Origin of the sequence: Legionella pneumophila subsp. fraseri, from assembly GCF_000586315.1 — a bacterium.
GTDB classification, from domain to species: Bacteria; Pseudomonadota; Gammaproteobacteria; order Legionellales; family Legionellaceae; genus Legionella; species Legionella pneumophila_B.
This window is the reverse complement of the sequence record NZ_KK074225.1, coordinates 177,776-193,985: the sequence shown is the minus strand read 5'-3', so window position 1 is coordinate 193,985 and position 16,210 is coordinate 177,776. Positions and strand designations below refer to the sequence as shown.

The following is a 16,210-nucleotide window of genomic DNA, read 5'->3' as shown; positions in this document are numbered from 1 at the left end:
GGGACCCTAAGCAAGTACTTTTGCTAAAGTTTGTAAATTAATTTGCAAATGCATTAATACATGCGGCAATTAGTGCGCCTGGGAAAATACCTAAATACAGCAAAGAGAGGCAATTAAGTGAGTAAACTATGGTATTGCCTGTACTAATCCTTACTATATCTTCATTTTCTGGTTGATCAAAATACATAATTTTAACAATCCGCAAATAATAATAAGCCCCTATCACTGTAAATAGCAAACCTACTACAGCTAACCAAGTCATATGCGCGTCTACTAATGCCTTCAAAACCAACAATTTTGTAAAGAAACCAACCGTTGGGGGCACACCCGCCATTGAAAACATGACTAATAGCATCATAAACGCTAACCATGGATTTCTTTTATTTAAACCCTTTAAGTCATCAATACTATCAATTTCCATTCCATGATTTGACATCAATACAATTAAGCCAAAACCTGCTGCTGACATAACAGCATAGATCAAAATATAATATAGAGCGGCTGCATAACCAGCAGAACTGGCAGCTAAAACCCCAAATAAAGCATACCCTATATGAGAAATTGCAGAATAAGCTAACAAGCGTTTGATCCTGGTTTGAATAACAGCTAATAAATTACCTATACCGGTAGAAAGCAGTGACATTACTAAAATAATTTGCTGCCATTGAACGGTGATATCGACTAATCCAATAGTCAAAAATCGTAGTGCCATCCCTAATGCTGCAATCTTGGGTGCTGTACTAATAAACAGTGTTACAGAGCTTGGTGCTCCTTGATAGACGTCTGGAGCCCACATATGAAAAGGAACTGCAGCCAGTTTAAATCCGACTCCTGCCAGTATAAATACCATTGCAAAAGCAAACAGTGTGTTTTGTTGCTGCCAATTTACAGCAACCGCATTAGCAATATCTAACAAATCAAGTTTGCCAGTTGCACCGTATACCAAAGATATACCATACAACAGCATGCCTGAGGCAATAGCTCCCATTACAAAATACTTCATTGCTGCTTCAGAGGCATCACTATCAGTTCGGCGGATAGCAGTCATTGCATACAAAGGCAACGACATTAATTCCAAGCCCAGATAAAGAGTCAACAGAGAGTGTGCTGAGACAAGAGTCATCATGCCTAGTGTTGAAAATAATCCCAGAACATAATAATCACCAGAAGGCATTTGGCGTTCATCCAGGTAGTTTTGGGAATAGATAAAACTTAATAGTACTGTGATATCAATAAACAGTTTCATTAAATGACTGATATCATCGCTTATAAATAACTTGTTGAATATAAATATCTTGTAGCTTCCTATAAAAAGGAAGCTTACCAACGCTGATACTAAAATTCCTATACAAGAAATATAAAATGCAATGGATTTGAATTTATGACGAAAGAACAAGTCAGCAAGCAATGCCAAGCACGCAGTAATTAAAATAATCATTTCTGGTATTGCTACATGGATATTTTCTAGTAATGTCATCATATTTAACCTTGCTAAGGAACTCGATTACAATTTAACGCTATCGTAGTTCTTTGTTAGAGTTTAGATTTATCAGCTAATGCCAAAGTATGACTTACAGTTTGATGCACAAACTCTAACATGGGTTTTGGATACACTCCTAGAGCAATGACCATTATTGCAAGTAATACATAAGCACTTAATTCAAAGCCTGATATATCTTTTAGAGCTGCTACTTTTTCATTGGCTATAGGTCCAAAGATCACTCTTTTATACATCCATAGCGTATATGCCGCTCCAATAATCAATGTAGTTGCCGCCCAAAAAGCAACCCAAAAACCCGCCTTTATGCTACCTAATATCACCATAAACTCACCGACAAATCCTGATGTTCCTGGCAAGCCGGCATTCGCCATAGCAAAGAGCATAAAAAAAGAAGCGAATATGGGCATGGTATTTACTATTCCACCAAAGTCTGCAAGCAACCTTGTATGCATACGATCATATATAAATCCAACACCAGCAAACATTGCGCTTGAGACAAAAGCATGCGATATCATGACGACAATTGCTCCCTCAAGGATTAATCCGGCATTGCTTAATCCTGCATGACGTGCAATTGCAAAGATAGCGAAACAACCCAAGGTTACAAACCCCATGTGTGAAATTGAAGAATAGGCAATTAGTTTTTTCATATCCTTCTGAACAATAGCGATTAAACCTATATAAACTACTGCAATCAAGGACAATGCAATCATCAAAGGGGCATACTTACTGCAAGCATCGGGTACTATCGGCAGAGAAAAACGGATAAACCCATAAGCACCGAGTTTTAGCAAAATTGCCGCTAAAACGACAGAACCACCCGCAGGTGCTTCAGTATGAGCATCTGGCAACCAGGTATGAACTGGAAACATTGGTATTTTTATTGCAAAACCTAAGAAAAAAGCAATAAAAATTAATGTCTGTGCAGTCATGCTTAATTTAATAGCATAAAAGGTTTCAATCTTAAATGAACCCGCAATGTAGCCCATATATAAGAAGCTGGCCAGCATAAGAACCGAGCCTAAAAAAGTATATAAGAAAAATTTTATTGCTGCATAAACTCGATTATCAGAACCCCAGATACCTATAATAAGATACATTGGGATCAAGGTTGCTTCCCAGAAAATATAAAATACAATGGCATCCATGGCAGAAAATACACCAACCAGCAGCCCTTGCATAATTAAAAACGCTGATAAATATTGGGAAACTCTTTTACTAATGCTGTCCCATGTAGCCAAAATCACTATTAAATTAGTAAAAATTGTTAAAACGATTAAAAGTAAAGATAAGCCATCAATACCAAGAGTATAATTAATACCCAGTGCCGGCATCCAGGGAATTTCCTCAATAAACTGCATGCCAAAAGATTGCAGATCAAATCCTTTAACTAAAGGTATGCAGAGCACTAAACACAGAAGTATGGTGAATAATGTTAAATAACGCGATACATTCGGATTTTTATCATCTCCGGTCAACAAAACAAAAACGCCACCTAGTATCGGTAACCAAATTAATAAATTGAGCAAATAATGCATACCTTCACCTTATCTTCAGTCCAGGATTAACCAGCATAAAAAAGCCAGTAATCCAAACACCATTACTGTCGCATAATGATAAATGTACCCGCTTTGTATCTTTCGCCCTTTTCCAGAAAACCAGCGAACCAAGCGTCCACTACCATTGACTACTGCACCATCGATTAATTTCTGATCACCAATTTTGTAAAAAGCAACACCTAATCCTCTGGCTCCTTTTACAAAAAACAGCTCGTTAAAGCGATCAAACCCGTATTTATTGAGTAAAATGGAATAAATGATTGAAAAATATCTAGCCAAATAGCCAGGAATAGATGGAACGGCGATATAGCAAACCCAGGCAATCACAGCTCCCAGTACAGTAATCCAAAATGGCAAGGAATAAATCGAGTGAACTGCACTTGCAAGCGGTGATGTCACTTCATGCGCAAGTTCTGCTAATACATTATGCTCAGGTAAAACAAAAATTGATGAGCCTAAGAGGTTTGGTGTATCAAATAGAATGGGCATGTAAAGCACATAACCTAAAACTATGGATGGGATAGCCAGTAATACTAATGGTAACCATACTACCCATGGAGATTCATGAAGATGACTTAAGGTATGTTCATCCATACGTGGCTTGCCATGAAATGTCATGAACAAGGATCTGAACGTGTATAGAGCTGTAACCATAGCACCCGCAGTCACGCAGAAGTATGCGTAACTGCTACCAGGTATCTGCGAAAGTTGTGCTGCTTCAATAATGGTGTCCTTCGAATAGAAACCGGCAAAAGGAGGGAAAGCACATAATGCCAGGCTGCCTATGACATAGGTGACATAGGTAATCGGCATTTTATTCCATAATCCACCCATTTTTCGCATATCTTGTTCGTGATGCATGCCAATAATGACTGAACCAGCACCAAGAAACAATAGTGCTTTAAAGCAAGCATGAGTCAATAAATGAAACATACCGGCACTATAGGCTGAAGCACCCATTGCAACCATCATATAACCTAGCTGCGATAAAGTGGAATAAGCCACCACTCGTTTTATATCGTTCATAACTAAAGCCAATATTCCGGTAAACAATGCGCCTGTTGCACCAATTACCAATACTGTGCTAAGTGCTGCAGTAGACAACTCAATTAAAGGAGAAATGCGAGCGACCATAAAGACACCGGCCGTCACCATTGTTGCCGCATGGATAAGTGCTGAAATAGGTGTTGGACCTTCCATTGACTCAGGTAACCAAATGTGCAGTGGCACTTGTGCCGATTTGCCCATGGCACCAACAAAAAGCAGCAGACAAATAACGGTAATCAATGACCAGGAGTAACCGCTAAATAACTCTATATTTTGACTTGCCAGGTAATTTGCACTGCTAAATACTTTTTCATAATCAAGACTTCCAGTATAAGCAAAAATTAACCCTATCCCCAATACAAATCCAAAGTCTCCTACACGGTTTACAAGAAATGCTTTCAGACTACCCTCTATTGCAGATTCCTTTTGATACCAAAATCCGATTAATAAATAAGAAACGAGTCCAACTCCTTCCCAGCCAAAAAATAACTGCAGAAAGTTGTTTGCACTCACTAACATGAGCATCATAAATGTAAATAAAGAGATATAACTGAAAAATCGTTGATAACCATCATCATCAGCCATGTATCCAATACTGTAAACGTGGACTAGTAAAGAAACAAAATTAACTATGACCAACATGACCACACTTAAGGGGTCTATTAAAAAGCCAATATTAAATTCGTAGGGAATTAATGCTCCCCCACTAGCCCAGTGATAAACAAGGCTATTTGTATTTGGAATTGAACCAGAAAATAAACCCCATGCAAGAAAAATTGAAAATATTAAAGAAATAGCTACGCCTAAAATAGTTACTGTATGAGCCCCGACTCGACCAATCTGATTTCTAAAAAATCCTGCTATAGCAGAACCAATAAGGGGAGTCAAAACGATTACTAAGCAGACTTGTTGAATACTCACGATTTTAACCTTTTAAATGATTCATTTTATCAACATCAATATTGCCTCTGTTCCTATAAAGCAACATGACTATGGCCAAACCTATTGCTGCTTCTGCGGCAGCTACAGTTAAAATGAAAAAGACAAATACCTGTCCACCTACTTCATTGTAGTAATGAGAAAATGCAATAAAATTGGTATTCACAGCCAATAACATCAACTCAACACAAACAAGTAATAAAATGATATTTTTACGATTGAGCATGATACCAACAAGGCTCAAACCGAATAAAATCACCCCTAATACTAAATAATCATAAACAGGTATCATCAAGAATTCCCCAATAACTATTTCTCTGGTTTCATACTGATCAATTTCACACGCTCTGCCCTTCGAGTCATAATTTGTTGCGTGATATCTTGTCGTTTTGACCTGATAGCACCTCTATGCACCAAGGTAATCGCAGACACTATCGCTACCAGTAAAATGACCGCAGCTATTTCAAAGGCAAGAAAATAATCAGTATAAAGAACCATTCCTAATTTTTCTGTGTTCGATGTAGCATTTTCAGGCGAAACCAGCTCATCTTGAGTGGATAAAGCCATTAATTGTGAGTTAACACTCATAGGCTTCTCTTGAATTTGCACACTGTTTTTAAATAAATCTTTAGGAATAGCTACCATTAATAAACCAGTCAATAAAGCAACTATGATTAAGCCAAACGGTAGATATTTAATTAAATGACTTTTCATGCTTTCAACGTCAATATTTAACATCATGACGACAAACAGAAACAAAGTCATGACAGCGCCAACATATACCAGGATAAGGATTAATGCTAAAAATTCTGCCTCAGCTAAAATCCATAAAACCGCACTGGTAAAAAAAGTGAGTACCAAAAACAAAACACAACGAACCGGATTGTTTTGGCTTATTACCATTAATGCCGATAATACGGTCAATAATGCAAAGATGTAAAAAATTGCTTGGATTATCCATTCATGCATAAATCACCCCATCAACGGTATTTTTCATCAGCAGCTCTGTCGGCTGCGAGTTGTGTTTCCATCAAATCGCCCACTGCCAAAAGCTTCTCTTTTGTCATAATATTTTGACCACGTTCGCTGATATGGTAGTGATGAATTGGAGTAACAACGATCGAATCAACCGGGCAGGATTCTTCGCATAATCCACAATTAATGCATTTAAACATATCAATATCATACCGGGTAGTACGGCGTGATCCATCTTCTCTTTGCTCTGATTCAATTGTAATAGCCAATGCCGGGCAAACAGCTTCACATAATTTGCATGCTATGCAGCGTTCCTCACCATTGGGGTAACGGCGTAATGCCAAAAGACCCCTGAATCTAGGAGAAAGTGGCGTTTGTTCTTCAGGAAACTGAATTGTTATTTTTTTCCTGAAAAAATACTTTACCGTTAGCCATAAACCGGCTAGTAACTCTAACAGTAAGTAGGTACGAACATAGTGAATTACATAATGATATACTTTTTTCATCGGCTTCTCTTCTAACCGTCAAAACCATGGCTTGACATGAGCAACCACCATGAAGGAGGTTACTATTAACCAAACTATAGTAACAGGGATAAGTACCTTCCAGCCTAAACGCATAAGCTGGTCATAACGATATCGGGGGAAAGTAGCCCTTACCCACAAATACACAAAAAGAAAGAAACTAATTTTTAGAAGTAACCAAACAAACCCGGGTATTACAAAAAAGATTTGATCCAGAAACGTAATGCCTTCGAAAGGTGATAACCATCCACCCATAAACAGAATTGCCAAAACTGTTGAAATTAGGATCATACTGGCGTATTCGGAGAGGAAAAATAAAGCGAACCCTATGCCAGAATATTCAACGTGGAAACCGGCAACAATTTCTGATTCACCTTCTGCTAAATCAAAAGGAGCTCTGTTAGTTTCTGCAATACCCGCGATCCAGAAAACCAGGAATAAAGGAAGCAAGGGAATAAACCACCAATGCAGCATTCCACCCTTTTGAGAATTAACAATATCAGTCAAGTTCATGCTTCCTGCTGCCAAGAGTACTCCAACCAGAGCAAATCCCATGGCGATTTCATAAGAGACTGTTTGAGCGGTGCTACGCAACGCACCAAACATCGCATATTTGGAATTGGATGCCCATCCTGCAATAAGAACGCCATATACCCCCAACGAACTCATAGCAAACAAGTATAAGACACCTGCGTTAATATTTGCCAGGACAACGCCCTCTTGAAAAGGGATTACCGCCCAACCTACCAATGATGGTACCAAAGCAAAAAGCGGTGCAATAACAAAAAGGTATTTATTTGATCGCGTAGGAACTATGATTTCCTTGGTTATTAATTTCAGTAGATCAGCAAACGGCTGTAGCAAGCCTTTTAAACCGACCCTGTTCGGACCGATACGGACTTGAATATAACCAATCACTTTACGCTCCGCATAGGTTAGGTAGGCCACGGAAATCAGTAAAGGAACAACTATCACAAGAATTTTAATGATAATCCAAATTAGTATGCCAATGTTATGAAGCATTTTTTTACCTTTTTAGCGCTTTATTGTTATTGCAGCAAACGAGTGACCCAGGTCAACTGTTTCTGGCATTGCATTTGCCACCCATACCACATCAACCGCAATGCGCTCATCACGTTTTAGCGGCAATGTTATCTCAATATCTCCTTGAGATACAGTAGCAATTTCTTCTAATTTCAATCTATCTGCCGTTGATGGATGAATTCTTATACAGGCAGATTCGGATGCGGCACATAATTGTAACTCTTTTGCATTTCTAGTAATAGCATCTATTCGATAAAGAGGCCATTCCCCAACCCTTACCAATGATTGATTAATGACAGGCAGTGATTCAGGATAATAGGGGTTGCATTCATGCTCTATTGTCATCAACATTGCTTCTTTGACTTCAGCCAAGACCTCTTCAGTGGAGGTATAATCAAATTTCTTGCAGTGTAATAAATTACCCAAAACTCGAAGCACTTTCCAGGCTGGCCGAGATTCGCCAAATGGGAGCATAGCGCCTTTCACTGTTTGCCAGGTATTATCGATGTTTATGTATGTTCCTGATGTTTCGGTATAAGGAGCGACTGGTAAAATGACATCGGCATAATCACGCATGGATTCGTGATCATAGGCTGATAACAGGACAACAAATTCTGCAGCTAACATTGATTGTCTTGCTCCGGCTGGATTTGCAAAATCATACCCTGGCTCAACCCCCATGAGAAAATAGCCTTTTAGTTTGGAATTTAGGGCATCTTGTACATTCAATCCAGGTTCTGAAACTGATTTTCCAGCCACTGTTCTATGTGGCAACATGCCTGCAATGCACGCGCCCGCACTGTTTGCTCCGGTCGTTAGCCTTACTAATTTGGCATTACTCAGCTTTTGAATAATTGCAACTAAAGTTCGTAATAAAGAAGCTTCTGGATGATTTTCAACTATTGCCCCTGTTATCAGGCAGGCCTTTTCTTCTTTCAAGGATTTTGCAATTTGTCTGGTTTGTTTATCTACCTCTAAACCTATTAACAATTTTTGAACTTCTTCTGGAAGCGATGCTAAATCGGTTGCAAGCGCTAACGCTAATTTAGCTAGTTGCATAGGCATTTCCAATGGAGAAATAATGACACGTTCAGCCAAATCAAAATGATAATCATAATCGACTGGATTAATGGCATAAATTTTTGCACCATTACGAAAGGCTTTTCGTACTCGAGTTCCTGCCAAAGGTACTTCCCTATGAACATTGCATCCTATTAAAACAATTGAATGCTGATGATCTACTTCTGCGTAAGGTAAAGTGCTTATGGGTGTAGTAGGCAAAAATGCCTGATCTCTAAAATCAATTTGTTGTAGCCGGTGATCCAGGTTTTGAACACCTAGTTCTCTCATTAATTTTTGTAGTAAGTACATTTCTTCCAAGGTAGAAGAACTGGACGCGAAAGCAGCCATTTGCTCTGGTCCATGTTGTTTGATAACTCGGCTTATTCCTTCTGCAGTAAATTTGAGTGCTGTTTCCCAATCGACCTCTTCCCATTGCCCATTTCTTTTAATTTGTGGCTTGCTTGCCCTTGATGCTGCATTTAATCCCAAATAACTAAATCTATCTCTGTCTGATAGCCAGGTTTCGTTGATTGATTCATTTTCTCTGGGAACTACACGCATTAATTTATTATTTCTTGTATGGATATGAATGTTTGACCCCAGGCAATCATGAGGTGCAACACTGTCATGTTGAGTCAACTCCCATGCTCGGGCTTTAAACCGATAAGGCTTGGAAGTCAAAGCACCAACGGGGCACAAGTCTATGATATTCCCAGAAACCTCCGACATCATACTGTGTTCTACATAAGTGCCAATTTGCATTTTTTCGCCACGGCCTGTAGCTCCCAGCTCTCTTACTCCTGCAATTTCATCACCGAAGCGAACACATCGAGTGCAATGGATGCAACGAGTCATTTCAGTAGAAATTAAAGTTCCTAAATTATCATCATCCACTGCGCGTTTGGTTTCTGTATATTCTGATTTATCAGCGCCAAAACCCATTGAAATATCTTGAAGCTCACATTCTCCACCCTGGTCGCAGATAGGACAATCCAGAGGGTGATTTATCAGGAGAAACTCCATCACTACCTTTTGAGAATGTATAGCCTGCTCTGATTTTGTAAATACTTTCATTCCATTGGTTATAGGAGTAGCACAAGCAGGAACCGGTTTCCTTCCATTTTCTACTTCGACCAAACACATACGGCAATTGGCTGCCACAGATAATTTTTTATGGTAGCAAAAACGTGGAATATAGATGCCGGCCTCATCTGCCACCTCTATAATCATTTTACCGTTTTCTGCTTCAAATGTTTTACCGTCGATTTCAATAGTAGCCATGGTCTAACCTTCTTAATTATGCTGCGACGATCGAGCGTTTATGCTTTATGAAATATTCAAATTCATCATAGAAATGTTTAACAAAACTCTGTACCGGCCACGCTGCCGCCTCGCCTAGAGCGCAAATGGTTCTTCCTTCTATGTTATTCGCCACATTCACTAGCTTCTCCACGTCTCCCGGCTCGCCATGACCGTTTATAATTCTGTGTAACAACCTGACCAACCAACCTGTGCCTTCGCGACAAGGCGTGCATTGTCCACAGGATTCATCCATGTAGAACTCAGAAATACGATACAAGGCATCTACCATACAAGTCGTTTCATCCATAACAATGACAGCGCCTGAACCCAAGCCTGAGCCGGCTTTTTGTATGCTGTCATAATCCATATCTAACCCCAGCATAACGTCACCTGGAAGCACTGGCATGGAGGAGCCACCGGGAATTACGGCTTTGATTTTTCGCCCTTTAATGACACCACCGGCGAGATCAAGCAGAGTTTTAAATGGTGTACCCAAGGGGATTTCATAGTTACCAGGTTTGTTAACATGGCCACTAACACTAAAGCACTTCGCACCGCCATTATTAGGTTTACCCAATTTTAAAAACCATTCGCCACCTTTTTCCATAATTACCGGAACAGATGCAAATGTTTCCGTGTTATTTATGGTTGTAGGTTTACCATATAATCCATAGTTTGCAGGAAATGGTGGTTTAAAACGAGGCATTCCCTTTTTTCCTTCAATCGAGTTGAGCAATGCGGTTTCTTCACCGCAAATATAAGCGCCCGCACCTAAATGATTATATAAATCAAAATCAACGCCGGAGCCTAGTATATTTTTACCTAGCAATCCAGCATCATATGCTTCTTTTAATGCAGCCTCAGTACGCTCAAAGGGCAGCCAGAACTCTCCTCTTATATAGTTGTAACCTACAGTGGCACCCATAACATATCCAGCTATGGCCATTCCTTCGATTAATTGGTGAGGATTTAAAGTAAGAATCTCTCTATCCTTGCAAGTGCCCGGTTCACCTTCATCAGAATTACATACTACGTATTTTTGTATAGGGGAGTTTCTATTCATAAAACTCCATTTTAAACCGGTTGGAAATCCAGCCCCTCCTCGTCCACGCAAAGCGGAGGTTTTCAACTCTTCAATTATCAATTGAGGTAATGTTTGCTCTTTTAAAATTTTTCGCCACGCGCTATAGCCGCCAATACTTTCATAAGTTGATAGCGACCAGGGCTCTGGTAAATGAAATGTTCGGTAACAAACTTGATTTAGTTCAACCATGGCAAACACCTTTATTTTCTATTGGTACTGTTCCAATACTTTATCTATAGATTCAGCAGTCAAATTTTCGTGATAATCTTTATCAACTTGCATCATTGGCGCATTCACACAGGCACCTAAGCATTCAACTGATCTTAAAGTAAATCGACCATCTTCTGTTGTTCCACCTAGCTTAACACCCAATTTCTTTTCTAAATGTTCAACTACGCCAGCAGAATCTCTCAGCATGCAAGAGATATTGGTACAAACATTAATTAAATGTTTTCCCACTGGCTTGTGTTCATACATTGTATAAAAGCTTGCTACTTCATAAACTGCGATAGGTGGCATATCAAGATATTCAGCTACTGCATTCATTAATTCCGTTGTTAAATGACCATGTTCTTCTTGCACTATTCGAAGAGCACTCATGACTGCGGATTGCTTTTGATCTTTAGGATATTTTGATATCCAATGATCAATATCACTCATACGCTTTGCCGGCATCAATTGATTTAATATTTTTGCTGAATTAGCAGACATTTCGAAACCTTTATATCGTTTATTATCTCTTAACACACTTTAAGCAAACATGTCGTTAAATTAACGGTCTATCTCTCCAAACACTATATCTTGGCTTGCTAATATAGCCACTCCATCAGCTAACATGTGACCTCTAACCATATCATCAAAGCTTGATAAATGGGCAAAGCCTGGAGCTCTTATTTTCAGACGGTAAGGCTTGTTAGCTCCATCTGACACCATATAGATACCAAACTCGCCTTTAGGTGCTTCAACAGCGGAATAAACCTCACCACGTGGCAAACAAAAGCCTTCGGTAAATAATTTAAAGTGATGAATCAGTGCCTCCATGTCATGTTTCATTACCACCCGACGTGGGGGCGTTACTTTGTAATCATCGACTTTTACTGGACCAGGATGTTTTCGTAACCACTCAATACATTGCCTTATGATTCGATTGGATTGTCTCAACTCCTCGACTCTTACCAGATATCGATCATAGCAATCCCCTGTTTTGCCAACAGGAATATCAAATTCAACCTTATCGTAAGCAGCATAGCTCTGTTTCTTGCGTAAATCCCAGGCAATACCAGAACCTCTTAGCATTGGTCCGGTAAATCCCCATTGAAGCGCGTTTTCTGGTGAAACGACACCAATATCCACAGTACGTTGCTTCCATATACGATTATCGGTTAACAATGTTTCATATTCATCCACACAGCGGGGAAAACGCTCAGTAAAGTCCCAAAGAAAATCCAAAAGACTACCCTGACGGTTGTGGTTCTTTTTTTCAATTTCTCTTTCATTGTGCCATCTTGACGGTTTGTATTGCGGCATGGTGTCAGGCAAATCCCTTGCTACTCCCCCTGGTCTGTAGTAGGTAGCATGCATACGTGCTCCTGAAACTGCCTCGTAGCAATCAAATAAATCTTCCCGCTCTCTAAAGCAATAAAGAAACACTGTCATTGCACCAATATCCAATGCAGTAGCGCCTAACCACAAGAGATGGTTCAAAATTCGAGTCACTTCATCAAACATAGTTCGTATGTACTTGGCTCGCAAAGGTGGTTCTATACCCAATAACTTTTCAATCGCCATGACATAAGCATGTTCGTTACACATCATTGAGACATAATCTAATCGGTCCATGTAACCAATGCTTTGAATGTAAGGCTTGGTCTCAGCTAGTTTTTCTGTTGCACGGTGAAGCAATCCAATATGTGGATCGGCACGAACAATGGTTTCACCCTCTAGCTCAAGAACCAATCTCAGAACACCATGTGCAGCAGGATGTTGTGGGCCAAAATTCAAGGTATAGTTTTTTAGTTCAATCATTTTTGCTACCTTCATTACCTATGTAGCGGTTATCATTACGAATAACCTTTGGAACTACAATTCTCGGCACAATGTCTACAGGGGCATAGATTACCTTTTGCAGTTTTGCATCATATCTCATTTCCACCTCTCCGCTGAGTGGAAAATCCTTACGGAAAGGGTGACCGATAAAACCATAATCCGTCAGTAACCGCCTTAAATCAGGATGACCATCAAATAAAATCCCATATAAATCATAAGCTTCCCGTTCAAACCAGTTAGCAGACTTCCATAGATGGTGTACAGATGGAACAATTAAATGAGATTCTTCTATAAATAGCTTGACGCGTAGACGATGATTCTTTTTAGTTGATAACAAATGATAGACTACAGCAAATCGTGGTTTGTTTACAGCATAGGCCTTGGCTTCCTGGCGCTCAACACCTCGTGAAAACCCATGCTCTGTCGCAGACTCTGTTTCCCAGTCATAATCACCATAATGCAAATAATCCACACCACATAGATCGATTAACTGATCGAAAGAGAATTCCTCTCTATCTCTCAACTCAACCATGACAGGCAATAAATTTTGTACCTCACATTCAATAGTTACTTCACCACATGCGGAGGTTAACTCGGTGATATGATTTGCTAAATCAGCTTGTAGCTTTTCAATCAAATACTCATTTTTTGTCATCTAATCTGCACCCTTGATGAGCTTATGCCTCTAAAACAGGTTTCCGCCTGATTTTATTTTGTAATTGAATAATACCGTATAGCAATGCTTCTGCTGTTGGTGGGCAGCCAGGAACATAGACATCCACTGGCACAATGCGATCGCAGCCACGAACGACTGAATAGGAATAATGATAATATCCCCCGCCATTGGCGCAAGATCCCATGGAAATAACCCAGCGTGGCTCTGGCATCTGATCATAAACTTTCCTGAGAGCAGGAGCCATTTTATTACATAAAGTACCTGCTACAATCATGACGTCTGATTGACGAGGACTGGGGCGGAAAATAATACCAAACCTGTCCAAATCATAGCGTGCTGCCCCCACGTGCATCATTTCCACGGCACAACAAGCCAAACCAAATGTCATTGGCCACATGGAGCCACTGCGTGCCCATCCAACCAATTTTTCGACCGTAGTCAACTCAAAACCTTTTTTTTCTAGTTCTGCAACCGCCATAGTTCGCCTCTAAGCAGTTAAATAATTAATAATCCAGTTTTACATGACCATTATTACAATGGCTTAAAATATAATCTCAGTTATTGTTTTGGCAAAAGACGACCAGGATTTACAAACAAACTAAAATCATAACCAGGTCCCTCAAAAAGCAAAAAGCTTTGTAATGATTTGCAAAGCGTCCTTTGCTTCCCATAGTAATGGCTAAAACTAAAGATTACATCAAATATTTTAAAAGAATGAAAGAAACTTATTCCCACTCCAAGGCGCCTCTTTTCCATTCATAGATAAAACCAATAACCAATAATCCAAGAAATAACATCATAGCATAAAAACCAAACCACCCTATTTTGCGTAATGCCAAGGCCCAAGGGAAAAAGAATGCTGTTTCCAGATCAAAAATAATAAATAAAATAGCCACCAGATAAAACCGCACATCAAACGGAATATGGGAGCTTTCAAAGGCACCAAAACCACACTCATAGGGAGAGTTTTTGGCACTGTCTGGATTATGCTTGGAAAGCAAAGAACCAGCCCCTATCATTACTGCGCCTAAAATCAAGGCAACAATTATAAAAACGAGAACGGGTAGGTATTGAGATAGCATCAGTTCACCTTGCTCGATTTAAAATGGTGCCGAAGGCCGGACTCGAACCGGCACGGCTTGCGCCACCGCCCCCTCAAGACGGCGTGTCTACCAATTCCACCACTTCGGCTTATTTTTATTTTTGTCATCCTCGTTCATCACAAAAGACAACAGCCCTAAAGACACTACATCTTTTTAGTTATTTCTTATTATTTTTTTCAACTGGTACTGGGACTGAACTGACTGGAGCACCAGTTTGTTGTGGAATAGCCAACTGGTCTGCTTTTTGGTGCTGTGTAGAAACCATATAAGACAGCATCAAACTGGTAATAAAAAATGTCATTGCCAAACCACCAGTTAATTTAAACAAGAAGCCACCAGTACCTTGACTTCCAAATAACGTGTTCGATGCGCCAGAACCAAAAGCAGCACCTATATCAGCGCCCTTACCATGTTGAATAAGAACCAAGCCAATTAAAATTACAGCAATTAAAACATGAATCATTAATATCAATTGATACATTTCACAATTTCCACAAATTGTTTTGCGTTCAAAGATGCTCCACCTACTAACCCTCCATCAATGTCTGGCATGGAAAATAATGCTTTTGCATTATTTTCATTAACACTGCCTCCATATATGAGCGTCAAGTGTTGCGCATCACTATCATTTATTTCTCTAACCAGATCTCTAATAAACTGGTGTACTTTTTGTGCCTGTTCAGGTGTTGCAGTTTTGCCTGTACCTATTGCCCACACAGGCTCATAAGCTACTACGCAATTACGAAAACAATCTTCCTCTTTTGCACTTACCGCAAGCAACTGCTGAGCAATAACCTGCTCTGTTTTCCCATTTTCTCTTTCAGAGAGCGTTTCACCAACACAAAGAACAGGTATCATACCATGTTCTTTTACATGGTGGAATTTTTGCGCCACAAAATTTTCATCTTCGTGAAAAAATTGCCTGCGCTCCGAATGTCCCACCAGAACATATCGGCAATCAAAATCTTTAAGCATGGGAGCTGACAACTCACCGGTATATGCTCCATAATCCTTCGGATAGACATTTTGCGCACCTACCACAATTTTCCCTTTGCTTAAGCAATCTCTCACCTTGGGTATGTAGATACTGGGAGGCATAACGACAACCTGTGCCACGCAATCAAAGCCAAGTAATTCCTCAATTTGTGAAACCAGTTCAGTGACCTGTTGAATCTGGCCATTCATTTTCCAATTACCAGCAACTATCTTTTGTCTCACACTCCCTCCAACAATTTCCAGTATAGGCGGGCAAAATCCCTTCCACTATATCCCGACTATCAGTAAACAGCCAATAATGAGCAGCTGTGCAATATACCGAAACTTCGCACAGATGTGTAGCTTTATCTAT

16 protein-coding genes and 1 tRNA gene are annotated in these 16,210 nt (G+C 39.7%); all 17 read right to left on the bottom strand.

What is annotated here, in order from left to right:
• Window positions 1-37: 37 nt before the first annotated feature.
• A complete protein-coding gene (nuoN, locus tag CC34_RS0112460; RefSeq protein ID WP_028379029.1) occupies window positions 38-1,480 on the bottom strand; it encodes an NADH-quinone oxidoreductase subunit NuoN in 1,443 nt (480 codons plus the stop codon).
• 53 nt (window positions 1,481-1,533) lie between these two features.
• Window positions 1,534-3,039, bottom strand: coding sequence for a complex I subunit 4 family protein (locus CC34_RS0112455; protein ID WP_028379028.1), 1,506 nt, complete (start codon window positions 3,037-3,039; stop codon window positions 1,534-1,536).
• A 15-nt stretch (window positions 3,040-3,054) separates the two neighbouring features.
• Window positions 3,055-5,028: an NADH-quinone oxidoreductase subunit L gene (nuoL, locus tag CC34_RS0112450; RefSeq protein ID WP_027228784.1), complete on the bottom strand. Its 1,974-nt coding sequence runs from the start codon at window positions 5,026-5,028 to the stop codon at window positions 3,055-3,057.
• Window positions 5,029-5,032: 4 nt separating this feature from the next.
• Window positions 5,033-5,338 (bottom strand): NADH-quinone oxidoreductase subunit NuoK, encoded by a 306-nt coding sequence (nuoK, locus tag CC34_RS0112445; RefSeq protein WP_010948468.1) that lies wholly within the window; start codon window positions 5,336-5,338, stop codon window positions 5,033-5,035.
• 17 nt (window positions 5,339-5,355) lie between these two features.
• Window positions 5,356-6,015 (bottom strand): NADH-quinone oxidoreductase subunit J, encoded by a 660-nt coding sequence (locus CC34_RS0112440; RefSeq protein WP_027228783.1) that lies wholly within the window; start codon window positions 6,013-6,015, stop codon window positions 5,356-5,358.
• An 11-nt stretch (window positions 6,016-6,026) separates the two neighbouring features.
• Complete coding sequence (gene nuoI, locus CC34_RS0112435; RefSeq protein ID WP_027222911.1) at window positions 6,027-6,527, bottom strand: NADH-quinone oxidoreductase subunit NuoI; 501 nt, start codon at window positions 6,525-6,527, stop codon at window positions 6,027-6,029.
• A gap of 18 nt (window positions 6,528-6,545) precedes the next feature.
• Window positions 6,546-7,568 carry an NADH-quinone oxidoreductase subunit NuoH gene (gene nuoH, locus CC34_RS0112430; RefSeq protein WP_028379596.1) on the bottom strand — a complete coding sequence of 341 codons (1,023 nt, stop codon included), beginning with the start codon at window positions 7,566-7,568 and terminating at the stop codon, window positions 6,546-6,548.
• 12 nt (window positions 7,569-7,580) lie between these two features.
• Entirely contained in the window at window positions 7,581-9,932 is a 2,352-nt protein-coding gene (nuoG, locus tag CC34_RS0112425; protein ID WP_028379027.1) for an NADH-quinone oxidoreductase subunit NuoG, read from the bottom strand.
• Window positions 9,933-9,948: 16 nt separating this feature from the next.
• The gene (nuoF, locus tag CC34_RS0112420; RefSeq protein WP_028379595.1) at window positions 9,949-11,226 is read right to left on the bottom strand and encodes an NADH-quinone oxidoreductase subunit NuoF; all 1,278 of its coding nucleotides are present in this window, start codon (window positions 11,224-11,226) and stop codon (window positions 9,949-9,951) included.
• 18 nt (window positions 11,227-11,244) lie between these two features.
• Entirely contained in the window at window positions 11,245-11,748 is a 504-nt protein-coding gene (gene nuoE, locus CC34_RS0112415) for an NADH-quinone oxidoreductase subunit NuoE (RefSeq protein ID WP_027228779.1), read from the bottom strand.
• Window positions 11,749-11,808: 60 nt separating this feature from the next.
• A complete protein-coding gene (locus CC34_RS0112410; protein WP_027228778.1) occupies window positions 11,809-13,062 on the bottom strand; it encodes an NADH-quinone oxidoreductase subunit D in 1,254 nt (417 codons plus the stop codon).
• A complete protein-coding gene (locus CC34_RS0112405) occupies window positions 13,055-13,738 on the bottom strand; it encodes an NADH-quinone oxidoreductase subunit C (RefSeq protein ID WP_027222917.1) in 684 nt (227 codons plus the stop codon). The genes CC34_RS0112410 and CC34_RS0112405 overlap by 8 nt, the downstream gene beginning before the upstream one ends.
• A 22-nt stretch (window positions 13,739-13,760) precedes the next feature.
• The gene (locus CC34_RS0112400; RefSeq protein WP_010948477.1) at window positions 13,761-14,237 is read right to left on the bottom strand and encodes a NuoB/complex I 20 kDa subunit family protein; all 477 of its coding nucleotides are present in this window, start codon (window positions 14,235-14,237) and stop codon (window positions 13,761-13,763) included.
• A gap of 247 nt (window positions 14,238-14,484) precedes the next feature.
• Window positions 14,485-14,841, bottom strand: a complete 357-nt coding sequence (locus CC34_RS0112395) for an NADH-quinone oxidoreductase subunit A (protein WP_027222918.1) — start codon at window positions 14,839-14,841, stop codon at window positions 14,485-14,487.
• A gap of 24 nt (window positions 14,842-14,865) precedes the next feature.
• Window positions 14,866-14,950: transfer RNA gene (locus tag CC34_RS0112390), tRNA-Leu, on the bottom strand.
• Between the two features lie 69 nt (window positions 14,951-15,019).
• Window positions 15,020-15,343, bottom strand: a complete 324-nt coding sequence (gene secG, locus CC34_RS0112385; RefSeq protein ID WP_027222919.1) for a preprotein translocase subunit SecG — start codon at window positions 15,341-15,343, stop codon at window positions 15,020-15,022.
• Window positions 15,331-16,080 (bottom strand): triose-phosphate isomerase, encoded by a 750-nt coding sequence (gene tpiA / locus CC34_RS0112380; RefSeq protein WP_027228777.1) that lies wholly within the window; start codon window positions 16,078-16,080, stop codon window positions 15,331-15,333. Before tpiA ends, secG begins: the two co-directional genes overlap by 13 nt.
• Window positions 16,081-16,210 lie beyond the last annotated feature (130 nt).